Origin of the sequence: Streptomyces humi, assembly GCF_001005085.2 — a bacterium.
Classification (GTDB): domain Bacteria; phylum Actinomycetota; class Actinomycetes; order Streptomycetales; family Streptomycetaceae; genus Streptomyces; species Streptomyces humi.
The window spans coordinates 15,996-31,651 of the sequence record NZ_LBMU02000093.1; the positions used below are offsets into that span (position 1 = coordinate 15,996).

17 protein-coding genes are annotated in these 15,656 nt (G+C 69.2%); all 17 read right to left on the reverse strand.

Annotated elements, in window-relative coordinates; translation table 11 throughout:
- Nucleotides 1–40 precede the first annotated feature (40 nt).
- Nucleotides 41–487 carry a DUF2550 domain-containing protein gene (locus AAW13_RS36505; RefSeq protein ID WP_046730635.1) on the reverse strand — a complete coding sequence of 149 codons (447 nt, stop codon included), beginning with the start codon at nucleotides 485–487 and terminating at the stop codon, nucleotides 41–43.
- A 122-nt stretch (nucleotides 488–609) separates the two neighbouring features.
- A complete protein-coding gene (locus AAW13_RS36510) occupies nucleotides 610–984 on the reverse strand; it encodes a F0F1 ATP synthase subunit epsilon (RefSeq protein ID WP_046730636.1) in 375 nt (124 codons plus the stop codon).
- A 110-nt stretch (nucleotides 985–1,094) separates the two neighbouring features.
- Complete coding sequence (atpD, locus tag AAW13_RS36515; protein WP_046730637.1) at nucleotides 1,095–2,528, reverse strand: F0F1 ATP synthase subunit beta; 1,434 nt, start codon at nucleotides 2,526–2,528, stop codon at nucleotides 1,095–1,097.
- The gene (locus tag AAW13_RS36520; protein WP_046730638.1) at nucleotides 2,529–3,449 is read right to left on the reverse strand and encodes a F0F1 ATP synthase subunit gamma; all 921 of its coding nucleotides are present in this window, start codon (nucleotides 3,447–3,449) and stop codon (nucleotides 2,529–2,531) included.
- Between the two features lie 21 nt (nucleotides 3,450–3,470).
- Nucleotides 3,471–5,060: a F0F1 ATP synthase subunit alpha gene (gene atpA / locus AAW13_RS36525; protein WP_046730639.1), complete on the reverse strand. Its 1,590-nt coding sequence runs from the start codon at nucleotides 5,058–5,060 to the stop codon at nucleotides 3,471–3,473.
- Between the two features lie 126 nt (nucleotides 5,061–5,186).
- Entirely contained in the window at nucleotides 5,187–6,008 is an 822-nt protein-coding gene (locus tag AAW13_RS36530) for a F0F1 ATP synthase subunit delta (protein WP_046730640.1), read from the reverse strand.
- Nucleotides 6,005–6,550: a F0F1 ATP synthase subunit B gene (locus AAW13_RS36535; RefSeq protein ID WP_046730641.1), complete on the reverse strand. Its 546-nt coding sequence runs from the start codon at nucleotides 6,548–6,550 to the stop codon at nucleotides 6,005–6,007. The genes AAW13_RS36530 and AAW13_RS36535 overlap by 4 nt, the downstream gene beginning before the upstream one ends.
- A gap of 37 nt (nucleotides 6,551–6,587) precedes the next feature.
- A complete protein-coding gene (atpE, locus tag AAW13_RS36540) occupies nucleotides 6,588–6,836 on the reverse strand; it encodes an ATP synthase F0 subunit C (RefSeq protein ID WP_046730642.1) in 249 nt (82 codons plus the stop codon).
- A gap of 75 nt (nucleotides 6,837–6,911) precedes the next feature.
- On the reverse strand, nucleotides 6,912–7,748 hold the full coding sequence (gene atpB / locus AAW13_RS36545; RefSeq protein WP_046730643.1) for a F0F1 ATP synthase subunit A: 837 nt from the start codon (nucleotides 7,746–7,748) through the stop codon (nucleotides 6,912–6,914).
- Nucleotides 7,749–7,958: 210 nt separating this feature from the next.
- Nucleotides 7,959–8,390, reverse strand: a complete 432-nt coding sequence (locus tag AAW13_RS36550; protein ID WP_046730644.1) for a Cg1360 family ATP-synthase-associated protein — start codon at nucleotides 8,388–8,390, stop codon at nucleotides 7,959–7,961.
- Nucleotides 8,391–8,702: 312 nt separating this feature from the next.
- Nucleotides 8,703–10,067, reverse strand: coding sequence for an MraY family glycosyltransferase (locus tag AAW13_RS36555; protein WP_046730645.1), 1,365 nt, complete (start codon nucleotides 10,065–10,067; stop codon nucleotides 8,703–8,705).
- A 150-nt stretch (nucleotides 10,068–10,217) separates the two neighbouring features.
- On the reverse strand, nucleotides 10,218–11,465 hold the full coding sequence (locus AAW13_RS36560; RefSeq protein WP_046730646.1) for a serine hydroxymethyltransferase: 1,248 nt from the start codon (nucleotides 11,463–11,465) through the stop codon (nucleotides 10,218–10,220).
- Nucleotides 11,466–11,593: 128 nt separating this feature from the next.
- On the reverse strand, nucleotides 11,594–12,277 hold the full coding sequence (locus AAW13_RS36565) for an arsenate reductase/protein-tyrosine-phosphatase family protein (protein WP_046730647.1): 684 nt from the start codon (nucleotides 12,275–12,277) through the stop codon (nucleotides 11,594–11,596).
- Entirely contained in the window at nucleotides 12,274–12,921 is a 648-nt protein-coding gene (locus AAW13_RS36570) for an L-threonylcarbamoyladenylate synthase (RefSeq protein WP_046730648.1), read from the reverse strand. Before AAW13_RS36570 ends, AAW13_RS36565 begins: the two co-directional genes overlap by 4 nt.
- A 94-nt stretch (nucleotides 12,922–13,015) precedes the next feature.
- Nucleotides 13,016–13,861 (reverse strand): peptide chain release factor N(5)-glutamine methyltransferase, encoded by an 846-nt coding sequence (prmC, locus tag AAW13_RS36575; RefSeq protein WP_046730649.1) that lies wholly within the window; start codon nucleotides 13,859–13,861, stop codon nucleotides 13,016–13,018.
- Nucleotides 13,862–13,891: 30 nt separating this feature from the next.
- Nucleotides 13,892–14,968 carry a peptide chain release factor 1 gene (gene prfA / locus AAW13_RS36580; RefSeq protein WP_046730650.1) on the reverse strand — a complete coding sequence of 359 codons (1,077 nt, stop codon included), beginning with the start codon at nucleotides 14,966–14,968 and terminating at the stop codon, nucleotides 13,892–13,894.
- Nucleotides 14,969–15,205: 237 nt separating this feature from the next.
- Nucleotides 15,206–15,430, reverse strand: coding sequence for a 50S ribosomal protein L31 (rpmE, locus tag AAW13_RS36585; protein WP_030672379.1), 225 nt, complete (start codon nucleotides 15,428–15,430; stop codon nucleotides 15,206–15,208).
- Between the last annotated feature and the right edge of the window lie 226 nt (nucleotides 15,431–15,656).

Here is a 15,656-nt window from a genome sequence, read left to right on the forward strand (position 1 = left end):
AAGCACCAGGGGTAGAAAGCACCAGGGGTAGAAAGTACCCCTAAGCGACGTTGACGCGCTGACCGGGCGGGGCTGCTTCCAGCCACGCGAGGAATCCGGTCAGCGCGTCTTCGCTCATCGCGAGTTCGAGGCGGGTGCCCCGGTGGGCACAGGCGAGGATCACCGCGTCGGAGAGCAGGGCCAGCTCCTCCTCGCCGTCGGGGAGCCGGCGGCCGGCCACCTCGATCTGGGCCCGCTCCAGGACCCGGCGGGGGCGGTAGGCGTAGGAGAAGACGCGGTACCACTCGACGCTGTCCCCGTTGTAGCGGGCGACGCCGTAGCTCCAGCCCTTGCCGCTGGCGTCGGGTTTCTCGGGGACGTCCCAGCGCAGGGAACAGTCGAAGGTGCCGCCGGAGCGCTGGATCAGTCTGCGGCGCAGGCCGAAGAGGAAGAGTCCCACCACCACCAGCGCGACCACGATTCCGGCCACAGTCAGAGCGAGGACCATCGGCACCGACCTCCCCGTCTCCTAGGTAATGGAACGTAAAAAGACCCAGATCTACCTCAGCCGCGGCTGGGACCCGAAGGTCCCAGCCGCGGCTGAATGGCGTCATCGCACAGCGTGCGGTGTCAGCGTGCGGTCGCCGCCCGCAGGCGGACGTCGGCGCGCCGCTCGGCGGTGGCGTCGCCCTCCGCCTTCGCGCGCTCCAGCTCCCGCTCCGCGCGCTGGACGTCGATCTCGTCCGACAGCTCGGCGACCTCGGCCAGCAGCGACAGCTTGTTGTCCGCGAACGAGATGAAACCGCCGTGCACCGCGGCGACGACCGTTCCACCATCACTCGTACGGATGGTCACCGGGCCCGACTCCAGCACACCGAGCAGCGGCTGGTGACCGGGCATGACGCCGATGTCGCCGGACGTGGTGCGCGCGACGACCAGGGTGGCCTCGCCGGACCAGACCTCTCGGTCGGCCGCGACCAGCGCGACGTGCAGCTCAGCAGCCAAGGTGGCTCCTCGGGTCACCACCCGGCAGGGGGTGCCGGGTGTTGGGGTCAATTCTAATGGGCGTGAGAGAGGGGGCGGGACGCACCCGCCCCCTCAGTCAGAGCACGGGCTCAGGAGACGCCCAGCTCCTTGGCGTTGGCCTTCAGGTCCTCGATGCCACCGCACAGGAAGAACGCCTGCTCCGGGAAGTGGTCGTACTCGCCGTCGATGATCGCGTTGAAGGCCGCGATCGACTCGTCCAGCGGGACGTCCGAACCGTCGACGCCGGTGAACTGCTTCGCGACGTGGGTGTTCTGGGACAGGAAGCGCTCCACGCGACGGGCACGGTGGACGGTGAGCTTGTCCTCCTCGCCCAGCTCGTCGATACCGAGGATCGCGATGATGTCCTGGAGGTCCTTGTACTTCTGGAGGACCGTCTTCACGCGCATCGCGGTGTTGTAGTGGTCCGCCGCGATGTAGCGCGGGTCCAGGATCCGGGACGTGGAGTCCAGCGGGTCCACGGCCGGGTAGATGCCCTTCTCCGAGATCGGACGGGACAGCACCGTCGTCGCGTCGAGGTGGGCGAAGGTGGTGGCCGGGGCCGGGTCGGTCAGGTCGTCCGCGGGGACGTAGATCGCCTGCATCGAGGTGATCGAGTGACCACGGGTCGAGGTGATGCGCTCCTGGAGGAGACCCATCTCGTCGGCCAGGTTCGGCTGGTAGCCCACCGCGGAGGGCATCCGGCCGAGCAGGGTCGAGACCTCGGAACCGGCCTGCGTGAAGCGGAAGATGTTGTCGATGAAGAACAGCACGTCCTGCTTCTGGACGTCACGGAAGTACTCGGCCATGGTGAGGCCGGCCAGCGCGACGCGCAGACGGGTGCCCGGGGGCTCGTCCATCTGGCCGAAGACCAGGGCGGTCTTGTCGATGACGCCCGAGTCGGCCATCTCCTCGATGAGGTCGTTGCCCTCACGGGTGCGCTCGCCGACACCGGCGAACACGGAGACACCGTCGTGGTTGTTGGCGACGCGGTAGATCATCTCCTGGATGAGCACCGTCTTGCCGACACCGGCACCGCCGAACAGACCGATCTTTCCACCCTTGACGTACGGGGTGAGAAGGTCGATGACCTTGACGCCGGTCTCGAACATCTCGGTCTTCGACTCGAGCTCGTCGAAGTTCGGGGCCTTGCGGTGGATGGACCAGCGCTCGCCCGTGTACTGCTCGTCGACGTTCAGCACCTCGCCGAGGGTGTTGAACACCTTGCCCTTGGTGAAGTCGCCGACCGGGACGGTGATGCCGTCGCCGGTGTCGGTGACCGGGGCCTGGCGGACCAGACCGTCGGTGGGCTGCATGGAGATGGTGCGGACCAGGCCGTCACCCAGGTGCTGGGCGACCTCCAGGGTCAGCGTCTTCTTCTCGCCGGCGTTGGCCGGGTCGGCCACCTCGACGTGAAGGGCGTTGTAGATGTCCGGCATCGCGTCGACGGGGAACTCCACGTCGACGACCGGGCCGATGACCCGGGCGACGCGGCCCGTGGCCGTCGCGGTCTCAACAGTGGTCATTTATCGGTCACTCCCCGCGGTCGCGTCGGCCAGGGCGCTGGCGCCACCGACGATCTCGCTGATTTCCTGGGTGATTTCGGCCTGGCGGGCCGCGTTGGCAAGACGGGAGAGCGTGTTGATCAGCTCGCCCGCGTTGTCGGTGGCCGACTTCATCGCACGCCGCGTGGCGGCGTGCTTCGAAGCCGCCGACTGGAGCAGCGCGTTGTAGATACGGCTCTCCACGTAGCGCGGCAGCAGGGCGTCGAGGACGTCCTCCGCCGAGGGCTCGAAGTCGTACAGCGGGAGGATCTCGTCGCCCTTGGCGGCGCCCTCCTCCGCGACCTCGTCGAGGCGCAGCGGCAGCAGCCGGGCGTCGAGCGCCGTCTGCGTCATCATCGACACGAACTCGGTGTAGACGATGTGGAGTTCGTCCACCCCGCCGTCCGCCGTCTCCGTCTCGATGGCCTCGATCAGCGGCGCCGCGACCTTCTTGGCGTCCGCGTACGAGGGCTCGTCGGTGAAGCCCGACCACGACTCCACGACCTTGCGCTCGCGGAAGTTGTAGTGGGCCAGACCGCGGCGGCCGACGATGTACGTGTCGACCTCCTTGCCCTCCGCCTCGAGGCGCGCCGTCAGCTGCTCGGCGGCCTTGATGGCGTTGGAGTTGAAGGCGCCGGCCAGACCGCGGTCGCTCGTGAGGAGCAGCACCGCGGAACGCGTCGGCGCGTCCGCCTCAGTGGTCAGCGGGTGCTTGGTGTTGGAGCCGGTACCGACCGCCGTGACCGCGCGGGTGAGCTCGGTCGCGTACGGCGCGGAGGCCCGCACCTTGCGCTGCGCCTTGACGACACGCGAGGCGGCGATCATCTCCATCGCCTTGGTGATCTTCTTGGTCGCGGTGACGGATCGGATGCGACGCTTGTAGACCCGGAGCTGGGCTCCCATGAGTCAGGTCCCTTCCTTACGTCACTTGGCCGCGGCCGGGGCGTCCTCGCCGAGAAGCTTGCCGTCCGAGGTCTCGAACTGCTTCTTGAAGTCGGCGATCGCGTCGGCAACAGCGGTGAGGGTGTCGTCCGACATCTTGCCGCCCTCCTTGATGGAGGTCATGAGGCCCTGCTCCTTGCGGTGCAGGTACTCGAGCAGCTCCTTCTCGAAGCGGCGGATGTCGGAGACCGGGACGTCGTCCATCTTGCCGGTGGTGCCGGCCCACACGGAGACGACCTGGTCCTCGGTGGACATCGGCTGGTACTGAGCCTGCTTGAGCAGCTCGACCAGACGCTGGCCACGCTCCAGCTGCGACTTCGACGCGGCGTCCAGGTCGGAACCGAAGGCGGCGAACGCCTCCAGCTCGCGGTACTGGGCGAGGTCCAGACGCAGCCGGCCGGAGACCTGCTTCATCGCCTTGTGCTGCGCGGAACCACCGACTCGGGAGACGGAGATACCGACGTTCAGCGCGGGGCGCTGACCGGCGTTGAACAGGTCCGACTCCAGGAAGCACTGGCCGTCGGTGATGGAGATGACGTTGGTCGGGATGAACGCCGAGACGTCGTTGGCCTTGGTCTCGACGATCGGCAGACCCGTCATCGAACCGGCGCCCATGTCGTCGGAGAGCTTGGCGCAGCGCTCCAGGAGACGGGAGTGCAGGTAGAAGACGTCACCCGGGTAGGCCTCACGGCCCGGCGGGCGGCGCAGCAGCAGGGACACGGCGCGGTAGGCGTCGGCCTGCTTCGAGAGGTCGTCGAAGATGATGAGGACGTGCTTGCCGTCGTACATCCAGTGCTGGCCGATGGCCGAACCGGTGTACGGCGCCAGGTACTTGAAGCCGGCCGGGTCGGACGCCGGGGCGGCGACGATGGTCGTGTACTCCAGCGCGCCGGCCTCTTCCAGGGCGCCACGCACGGAGGCGATGGTCGAGCCCTTCTGGCCGATGGCGACGTAGACGCAGCGGACCTGCTTCTTCGGGTCGCCCGAGCGCCAGTTGTCGCGCTGGTTGATGATCGTGTCGACGGCCAGGGCGGTCTTGCCGGTCTGGCGGTCGCCGATGATCAGCTGACGCTGGCCGCGGCCGACCGGGGTCATCGCGTCGACGGCCTTGTAGCCGGTCTCCATCGGCTCGTGCACCGACTTACGGGCCATGACGCCCGGAGCCTGAAGCTCCAGGGCGCGGCGGCCGGACGTCTCGATCTCGCCGAGGCCGTCGATCGGGTTGCCGAGCGGGTCGACGACGCGGCCGAGGTAGCCCTCGCCGACCGCGACGGAGAGGACCTCACCGGTGCGCTGCACCGGCTGACCCTCCTCGATGCCGCTGAACTCACCGAGGACGATGGCGCCGATCTCGCGCTCTTCCAGGTTCAGCGCGAGGCCGAGGGTGCCGTCCTCGAACTTCAGCAGTTCGTTGGCCATGGCCGAGGGAAGACCCTCGACCTTCGCGATGCCGTCGCCGGCAAGGGTGACCGTACCGACCTCCTCGCGCGAGGCCGCGTCCGGCTTGTACGACTGGACGAAGTTCTCCAGCGCGTCCCGGATCTCCTCCGGCCGGATCGTGAGCTCCGCCATCTGGGTTCCCTGCTCTCCTTGTTGGGCCCGAAGTTTCACTTGGGGGGTCTGGGGGCGACCCCCAGGATTCTTCTGCACACCGGCCCAACCAGGGCCGTAAGTACGTACTGACTCTTGAGTTGGGTACTAGCTCGCCATGCGGCGGGCCGCGTCCTCGAGCCGGTCCGCGATCGAACCGTTGATGACCTCGTCACCGACCTGCACCCGGATCCCTCCGACGACCGCGGGGTCGACGTCGAGGTTGAGGTGCATCGTGCGGCCGTAGAGCTTCGCGAGGGCGGCGCCCAGGCGCTGCTTCTGCGGCTCGCTCAGCGGCACCGCCGACGTGACGACGGCGACGACGCGGCTGCGGCGCTCCGCGGCGAGCTTGGACAGGGCCTCCAGGCCCGCTTCCAGGCTACGTCCCCGCGGCGCGGTCACAAGGCGCGTGACCAGACGCTCGGTGACCGGCTTGGCGCGGCCCCCGAGCAGCCGGTGCAGCAGCTCGACCTTGGCGGCGGCGGTGGCCTTCCGGTCGGTGAGCGCGGCACGCAGCTCGGTGCTGGAGGAGACGATCCGGCCGAACCGGAACAGCTCGTCCTCCACGTCGTCCAGCGTGTTCGACTTCTGCGCGGCGGTGAGGTCGGCGATGTTCGCCAGCTCCTCCAGCGCGTCCACCAGGTCGCGGGGCTGCGACCAGCGGGACCGGACCAGACCGGCGACCACGTCGGCGGTGGTCTCGGAGACCTGGCCGCCGACCAGGCGCCGGACCAGCTCGGCCTTGGCCTCGCCGGGCTGCGCCGGGTCGGTGAGGACCCGGCGCAGGCCTGCCTCACGGTCGAGCAGCGCCGTGACGGCCGCCAGCTCGTCGGCGAGCCGCGTCGCGTCCACGGACGTGGAGTCCGTCAGCGCGTCGAGACGCTCGCGTCCGGCTGCCAGGGCCTCGCGGCTCGCTCCGTGCGCTGTCATCGAGCCGCCTCGGCCTTCTCCTCGAGCTCGTCGAGGAAGCGGTCGATGACACGGCTCTGCCGGGCGTGGTCCTCGAGGGACTCGCCGACGAGCTTGCCGGCCAGGTCGGTGGCCAGGTGGCCGACGTCCTGACGCAGCGCCTGCGCGGCGGACTTGCGGTCGGCCTCGATCTGGGCGTGACCGGCGGCGACGATCTCCTCACGCTGCCGCTGGCCCTCGGCGCGCATCTCGGCGATGAGCGCGGCGCCCTGCTCCTGAGCCTCCTGGCGCAGGCGCGCGGCCTCGTGCCGGGCCTCGGCGAGCTGGGCCTTGTACTGCTCAAGGACGCTCTGGGCCTCGGTCTGCGCGGCCTCGGCCTTCTCGATACCGCCCTCGATCGCCTCGCGGCGCTGCTCCAGAACCTTGTTGATGTTCGGAAGGAGCTTCTTGGCGAGGAAGCCGAAGACGATGACGAAGGCGATGAGGCCGATCACGAGCTCCGGGACCGGCGGCAGGAGGGGGTTTTCAGGGTTCTCCGCCGCCAGCTGAACCAGGTGGCTCATATCAGTGCCTTTCGTCTATTGGTGCGCGACGGTCGGGTCAGGAGGTCGGGTAGACGAACGGCATGACCAGACCGATCAGGGCGAGCGCCTCACAGAAGGCGAAGCCGAGGATCTGGTTGGCGCGGATGAGGCCGGCCGCCTCGGGCTGGCGGGCGAGCGCCTGGGTGCCGTTGCCGAAGATGATGCCGATACCGACGCCCGGGCCGATCGCCGCGAGGCCGTAACCGATGGAACCGAGGTTGCCCTTGATCTGGACGCCGGCGGCAATGGTTTCGAGAGCGGACATGCCGGTTCTTCCTTCTCTTTCAATGACCGGTGGGGGTTGGCCACCGGATGTCTGGGTGGGTGTTCGGGTTGGCGCTCAGTGGTGCTCGGCGAGCGCGCCCTGGATGTAGCTGCAAGTCAGCAGTACGAAGACGTACGCCTGGACAGCCTGGATGAAGAGCTCGAAGGCGGTCATCACGAGGACCATGACGAACGAGACACCGGAGTAGGCGATGCCGATGCCGTTCAGCATGTACCAGCTGGCGATCGTGAAGAGCAGCAGCAGGGTGTGACCGGCGAACATGTTCGCGAAGAGTCGTACGGCGTGGGTGAACGGCCGGACGATGAGGTTCGAGAAGAACTCGATCGTCATCGACAGCGGGAGGACCCCGCCGAGGGTCTTGTCGTAGCCGGTGACGTTCTTGAAGAAGCCGACGAAACCCTGGCGCTTGAAGGTCAGGACGACCCACGTGATGTAGACGAGGCCGGCCAGGACCGCGGGGTACGAGATGATCGCGGTGACCGGGAACTGGGCGATCGGGATGATCGACCACAGGTTCATCATCCAGATGAAGAAGAACAGCGAGACGACGAACGGGACGTACTTCTCGCCTTCCTTCTTGCCGATGGTCTCGTAGACGACGCCGCGACGGACGAAGTCGTAGCCGGTCTCGGCGATCATCTGGAGCTTGCCCGGGACGACCTTCGGACGTGCGAAGGCGGCCCAGAAGAAGCCCACGATGATGATCGACCCGAGCAGCGCCAGCAGCATCGTCTTGTTGAAGTACACGCTGCTGTCCGCGTCGCCGAAGAGCGGCTTGAACAGGAACGAGTGCAGGCCCGGAGCCGGGAAGCCACACCCGTCGAACAGGTGACAGCTCGTGTCGAAAGCGAGCGTCTGCGTCGGGTCAGCACTCACCGCGGGCTCCTTCATCGTGGCGCATGGGTACGGCAACCTCGTTGTGTCGGCGCGGCGCAGGGCCGCGGTTCGGCACGGGACTGGTGTTACGGATGTGGGGGCGGCTGGGGGGCATCTCGCCTCGCGATTGAGCAGGCGTCAGCTCAGATGCCCGCGCCCGCGATGCCGCAGTTGGCACCGGACGATAGCAGGATCTCTCGTACGCCTTTATCCCGGCCCTACCCCTCACGAGGAATGCCCGGTCTTCTCGGCCTTGTCGGCCTTGTCCGGTTCGACGTAGAGGATCTTGGCCTTCATGTGGGCGCGGGTCTGTGCGGCGATCCACGTGAGCGTGGCGACCACGAGGGTGATGGCGAAGGCCCGGGGGTTGAACAGCGTCGTGTTCTTGAACACGGCCATGAAGACGACCAGCGGCAGGAGCTGGGCCGCGTAGAGCATCAGGCCCATCATCTGGAAGAGCTGCGGCATGGACCTGGCCGTGCGCTGGAGGACGTAGAGGCCGATCCCCATGAAGAGGATCACGATCACCGTCCCGACGAGCGCCCCGATCGCACCCTTGCCGCCCGCGACAACCGCGCTGACGGCGGCAGCGAGCACACCGACGGCGGCCGTGGGTACGGCGGCCTGGGCCAGGATCCGGGCGTCATTGGACGGCATGGCGGCAACTCCGCTTTCACAGGGGGCAGGTGTCGTCATGGACGAGCGTAGTCCCGGTCGGAGGGGCGAAAACCTCACGCCTGCCTCACGCCAATGGACCAACGCGGTTGCGTCCTTCGGCTCTGTCCGGGGTTCTCGTGAACCGTATCACAAACTATTTGATGAGGTCTTTACCTGGTAGGTGTGCTCGCTGTCACACATGAGAGTGAACCTGCCCGTCTGAGCGAAAACCGAGCCGTTGTGTCTGGTATTGGGGGTCTTTGCTCCCCCACGACTTGGCAATGCTCTAGTCAGATTCTTACCTTGGCGGGGTCAGCGGGAGCTTCCCGAGGTGCGCCGGTCCAGGAAGCGCGAGCGGCCTCCGATGGCTGTCGCGCCGTTGACCGAGGCCACCGCGGCGGGTACCGGGGAGCGGTCTCCGACGGCCTCCTCCTCGCACTCCTGGTCCGCAACGGCCGCGGCCGTCTGCGGAGTTGCCGCGGCCGGCGCCTCGGCCGCCCGAGCGGCCCCGCGACGCCGGTAGCGGGGCGGCACGAAGGCCTGCGCCCACAGCGGGACCCGCGGGGTGAAGCGCGGCAGCAGGAGCAGCGCCAGGCCGACCGCGCTGAAGAACGCCACACCCAGCACGATCCACATGGACGCCGAGTTCACCGAGTAGGCCAGCGTGCCGAAGCCGATCAGCGCCGACCAGAAGTACATGATCAGCACGGCCCTGCTGTGCGAGTGGCCGATCTCCAGCAGCCGGTGGTGCAGGTGGCCGCGGTCCGCCGCGAACGGCGACTGACCGCGCCAGGTGCGCCGCACGATCGCCAGCACCAGGTCGGCGGCCGGCACCGCGATGATGGTCAGCGGCAGCAGCAGCGGGATGTACACCGGCACCGTCTGGTGCACGGCGTTGCGCTCGGATCCGGCGAACAGGTTCATCACGTCCGGGTCGACCTGACCGGTGATCGAGATCGCGCCCGCGGCCAGCACCAGCCCGATCAGCATCGAGCCCGAGTCGCCCATGAAGATCCGCGCCGGGTGGATGTTGTGCGGCAGGAAGCCCAGGCACATGCCCATCAGGATCGCCGCGAACAGCGTCGCCGGTGCGGCGGCCTCGATGCCGTACGAGTACCAGATGCGGTAGGCGTACAGGAAGAACGCCGCGGCCGCGATGCACACCATGCCGGAGGCCAGGCCGTCCAGGCCGTCGACGAAGTTCACCGCGTTGATCGTGATGACGACCAGGGCCACCGTCAGCAGCGTGCCCTGCCACGGGGTCAGGGCCACGTTGCCGACGCCGGGGACGGGCAGCCACAGGATCGTCAGCCCCTGCATGACCATGACGCCCGCGGCGATCATCTGACCGCCCAGCTTGATCAGGGCGTCGATCTCGAACTTGTCGTCGAGCACTCCGATCAGCCAGATCAGCGCGGCGCCGGAGAGCAGCGCGCGCGGCTCGTTGGACTTCTCGAAGACCTCGTTGAGGTTGGTCATGTGGTCGGCGACCAGCAGACCCGCGCACAGCCCGAAGAACATGGCGATCCCGCCGAGCCGCGGAGTGGGTTCCCGGTGCACGTCACGGGCCCTGATCTCCGGCATGGCCCCGGCCACGATCGCGAACTTCCGTACCGGCCCTGTCAGCAGATACGTCACCGCGGCCGTGATGCAGAGCGTCAGCAGGTATTCACGCACGGGCTTCCCCACAGGTCTCGCTGGCCATCACAGCCCCACACCCTAGCGAGGGACGCATATGTATGGGGACTTCCGGGTAGCGACGATGGTTGCACGTGCGGCTGTGAACCGGGCGCACAACAGTGTGTACGACGCTGCGCCTACCCCCTCTCAACGGGGATACGGCGGAAATCTACCGGTGAGCTCACGCACCTCGTCACGCACCCTCCCCACCTGGGCCTCCCCGCGCACCACGGCCGCCAGCAGCACCGCGATCCGGGCCATCTCCGGCGCCCCCATGCCCTGGGTGGTCACGGCCGCCGTACCCAGCCGCAGCCCACGCGCGTCACCGTGGGGAAGAGCACAGCAGTCGAGGACGATCCCGGCGGCGGCGAGCCGCCCACGGGCGACGCGCCCCTCCACCCCGAGGGGGGCGGGGTCGGCGGCGATCAGATGGGTGTCGGTGCCGCCCGTCGTGACCGCGAGCCCCTGGTCGGCGAGGCCGGCGGCGAGGACCCCCGCGTTGGCGACCACCTGATGGGCGTACGCGGCGAACGCCGGTGTCGCCGCCTCCCCGAACGCCACCGCCTTGGCGGCGATGGTGTGCATCTGCGCGCCGCCCTGGGTGAACGGGAACACCGCCCGGTCCAGGCGCTCGGCCAGCTCGGGCGACGCGCACAGCAACATCCCGCCGCGCGGCCCGCGCAGCACCTTGTGCGTGGTCGCGCACACCACGTCCGCGTACGGCACCGGGTTGGGCGCCGCTCCCCCGGCGACCAGCCCGATCGGGTGCGCGGCGTCGGCGATCAGGTACGCGCCGGTCTCGTCGGCGATCTCGCGGAAGGCGGCGTAGTCGAGGTGGCGGGGGTAGGAGATGGACCCGCACACGATCGCCTTGGGCCGGTGGGCGCGGGCCAGCGCGCGCACCTGGTCGTGGTCGACGAGCCCGCTCTCCGCGTCCACCCCGTACCCGATGAAGTCGAACCAGCGGCCGGAGAAGTTGGCCGGGGACCCGTGGGTGAGATGGCCGCCGTAGGGCAGCCCGAGGGCGAGCACGGTGTCCCCGGGGCGCAGCAGGGCGGCGTAGGCGGCCAGCACGGCGGAGGACCCCGAGTGGGACTGGACGTTGGCGTGCGCGGCGCCGAACAGGGCCTTGGCGCGGTCCACGGCGAGCCGCTCGGCGACGTCCACGATCTCGCAGCCACCGTGGTGCCGGGCGCCCGGATAGCCCTCGGCGTACTTGTTGGCGAGCGGCGAGCCGAGCGCGGCCAGCACGGCCGGGGAGGTGAAGTTCTCGGCGGCGATCAGCTGCAAGGACGTCGACTGCCGGGTGAGCTCGCCCAGCAGGAGCTCGGCGAGCTCCGGGTCCTGCCGGCGCAGCAGCAGATCGGCCTCGTCGAGGGTAGGGGTGACCGACATGACGGGCTCCGGGCGGTCGACGGTGACGTACAGCCAATGTAGGCCCGGTACGGAGCGGACGCGCGGTATGCGCGTACGGGTGTGGTCAGGTGCGGTCAGGTGTGGTGCCGCCGGTACCGCCGCCGGGGCTACATCCGCGCGGGGACGCCGGTGAGCGCCGTGACCACCGGGTCCAGGGCCTCGTGTATCTCGTCGCCGATGGACTGGAAGAACGGCAGCGGGGCGCCGTACGGGTCGTAGACCTCGTCCGCCTCCGCCGTCGGTGCCAGCAGCCACCCGCGCAGCGCGGCGGCCGCCCGGACCAGCGCGCGGGCCCGGATCACCACGCCCTCCGAGAGCGGCGGCAGCGTCGCCGGGTCGATCGCGCGGACCAGGCGGGTGAACTCCTTCAGCGTGAAGGTGCGCAGGCCCGCGGAGTGGCCCATGGAGATGACCTGCTGGCGGTGGTCGCGGGTGGCCGTCAGCACCAGGTCGGCCCGGATGACGTGCTCGTCGAGGAGTTCCCGGCCCACGAACCCGGACGGGTCCGCGCCGAACTCGGCGAGCACGGCCTCCGCGTTGGCCTCCATGGGCGCCCCCTCGTGGCCCCAGGTGCCCGCGCTCTCCACGATCAGCCCGCCGCCCAGGAACGTACCGAGCCGGTCCGTCACGAGATGACGGTTCAGCCGCTCGGTGATCGGCGAGCGGCACACGTTGCCGGTGCTGACGTGGAGGATGCGGAAGCTGTCGCGCGGCAGCCCCACGAACGTGGTCGTGATCTCCGCCGCGCGCTCCCCGTTGCCTATGCCACGCCCCGCGTCAGGGGCTGTCAATTCGCCACCTCGAGGTCGGGTACGACCTTGCGCAGCTCCTCCGCCGAGATCGCGCCCGCGCGCAGCAGCAGCGGAACCTCACGGGTGACGTCGACGATCGAGGACGGCACGTTGCCCGGGGTCGGGCCGCCGTCGAGGTAGACGGAGACGGAGTCGCCGAGCATCTCCTGCGCGGCGTCGCAGGTCTCCGGCGACGGGTGGCCGGTGAGGTTGGCGGAGGAGACGGCCATCGGACCGACCTCGGTGAGCAGTTCGATGGCGACCGGGTGCAGTGGCATGCGCACGGCGACCGTGCCCCGGCTGTCCCCGAGGTCCCACTGGAGGGACGGCTGGTGCTTGGCGACCAGGGTGAGCGCGCCCGGCCAGAACGCGTCGACCAGTTCCCAGGCCAGCTCGGAGAAGTCGGTGACCAGGCCGTGGAGCGTGTTCGGGGAGCCGATGAGCACCGGGGTGGGCATGTTGCGGCCCCGGCCCTTGGCGTCGAGGAGGTCGGCGACCGCCTCCGAGGTGAACGCGTCGGCGCCGATGCCGTACACCGTGTCGGTCGGCAGCACCACCAGTTCGCCCCGGCGGACGGCGGACGCGGCCTCGCGCAGACCCGTCACGCGGTCGGTCGCGTCGTTGGTGTCGTATCGCCGTGCCATGTCTAGCGGGCCTCCTCGTACACGAAGTACACGTACTTCCAGGACATCCGGTTCCGGCAACTCCGGGACTTCCGGGAAACAGTCTGCGGGGTGATCACGGCAGCGCCTTGCGGGCGGTCGCGAAGCGGGGGCGGTTGTTGAGGTCCGGGTGGTCCGCCGCGTCGGCCCAGCCCCGCTCCTCGGTGAAGATCCACGGCACCTGGCCGCCCTGGGTGTCGGCGTGCTCGATGACGACGACACCGCCGGGGCGCAGCAGCCGGTGCGCGGTGCGTTCGATGCCCCGGATCAGGTCCAGGCCGTCCTCGCCGGAGAACAGGGCCAGTTCCGGGTCGTAGTCGCGGGCCTCGGGGGCGACGTACTCCCACTCGGTGAGCGGGATGTACGGGGGGTTGGAGATGACCAGGTCGACATGGCCGTCGAGGTCGTGGAAGGCGTCCAGGGCGTCTCCCTGGCGCAGGTCGACCCGGGAGCCCGCCATGTTCTTGCGGGTCCACTGGAGCGCCTCCTCGGACAGCTCCACGGCGTGCACGCGCGAGCGCGGGACCTCCTGGGCGAGGGCGAGCGCGATGGCGCCGGAGCCGGTGCACAGGTCGACGATGCGGGGCTCGACGACGTCCATGGCCCGCACGGCGTCTATGGCCCACCCGACCACCGACTCGGTCTCCGGGCGCGGCACGAACACGCCGGGACCCACCTGGAGTTCGAGGTACCGGAAGTACGCCCGCCCGGTGATGTGCTGGAGCGGTTCGCGCTGCTCCCGGCGGGCGATGACCTCCCAGTAGCGGGCGTCGAAGTCCGAGTCCTTGACGGAGTGCAGCGCGCCCCGCTTCACGCCGTGCACGAACGCGGCGAGTTCCTCCGCGTCGTTGCGCGGCGAGGGCACGCCGGCGTCGGCCAGCCGCTGGGCGGCCTGGGCCACCTCGGCGAGCAGCAGGTTCACGCTGGTCCTCCGTGTAGTAACTCGTACCTCTTATGCGGCTGCCAGCTTGGCGGCCGAGTCCGCGTCGACGCAGGCCTGGATCACCGCGTCGAGGTCGCCGTCCAGGACCTGGTCCAGGTTGTACGCCTTGAAGCCGACGCGGTGGTCCGAGAGACGATTCTCCGGGAAGTTGTACGTGCGGATCTTCTCGGAGCGGTCGACGGTGCGGACCTGGCTGCGGCGGGCGTCGGCGGCCTCCTTCTCCGCCTCCTCCTGCGCCGCGGCGAGCAGCCTGGAGCGCAGGATACGCAAGGCCTGCTCCTTGTTCTGAAGCTGGCTCTTCTCGTTCTGGCAGGAGGCGACGACTCCGGTGGGCAGGTGCGTGATGCGCACCGCGGAGTCGGTGGTGTTGACGGACTGCCCGCCGGGTCCTGAGGACCGGTAGACGTCGATGCGCAGGTCGTTGGGGTTGATCTCGACGTCGACCTCCTCGGCCTCCGGCGTGACCAGGACACCGGCCGCGGAGGTGTGGATCCGGCCCTGCGACTCGGTGGCCGGCACGCGCTGCACGCGGTGCACACCGCCCTCGTACTTCAGCCGTGCCCAGACGCCCTGACCGGGTTCCGTCGCGCCCTGGCCGCCCTTGGTCTTCACGGCGACCTGGACGTCCTTGTAGCCGCCCAGCTCGGACTCGGTGGAGTCGATGATCTCGGTCTTCCAGCCGACGCGCTCGGCGTACCGGAGGTACATGCGCAGCAGGTCGCCCGCGAAGAGCGCGGACTCGTCCCCGCCGGCCCCGGCCTTGATCTCCAGGATGACGTCCTTGTCGTCGGACGGGTCCCGGGGTACGAGCAGCAGCCGCAGCTTCTCGGTCAGCTCGTCGCGCTGCTTGTCCAGCTCCTTGACCTCGGCGGCGAAGTCGGGGTCGTCGGCGGCCAGTTCACGCGCGGTCTCGATGTCGTCGCCGGTCTGCTTCCAGGAGCGGTACGTGGCGACGATCGGGGTGAGTTCGGCGTAGCGCTTGTTCAGCTTGCGCGCGTTGGCCTGGTCGGCGTGGACCGACGGATCGGCGAGCTTCTTCTCCAGGTCTGCGTGCTCGACGACGAGTTCCTCGACGGCCTCGAACATTTTTGGCTCCTGATACTGCTACGGCGTGGGGAAGGGAAGGCGGGCGACCAAAAACGCCGGTCCCGGGCACACCCCTCGCGGGGGCGTGGCCGTGGACCGGCGCTAGGGCCTGTCCGGCGGATCAGGTCGGAGGAAATCCGCCGTACCTCTTCGATGCCGGTGAGCGGGGCCTGGTGCGTGCAGCTGCAAGGCCCCGCGTCTCCGACAGGATCCGCCGGACAGGCCCTAGGGGGCTCGCTACTTCTTGGAGCCGGCGGCAGCCTTGCCGAAGCGGGCCTCGAAGCGGGCCACACGGCCACCGGTGTCGAGGATCTTCTGCTTGCCCGTGTAGAACGGGTGGCACTCGGAGCAGACCTCAGCACGGATGGTGCCGGACTGGATGGTGCTGCGGGTCGTGAACGACGCGCCACAGGTGCAGCTGACCTGCGTCTCGACGTACTCGGGGTGGATGTCGCGCTTCAAGGGGTTCTCCTAGGTATCGGGAGGGCACCGGGTCGCCGTCGCGGGCTGCGGGGCGTGAACCGGGACCGACGGTCCAGTCTGCCAGGGCCGACCGCATCTCCCAAAACCGGGGACCTTGGATCTTTATTCCGGGGGCGTCGGGGGTCGCATACGGGGGCGGCGGGGGTCGCCTACGGGGGGCGCGGTGCGGGTCGCATACGGGCGCGGTGCGGGTCGCATACGGGGG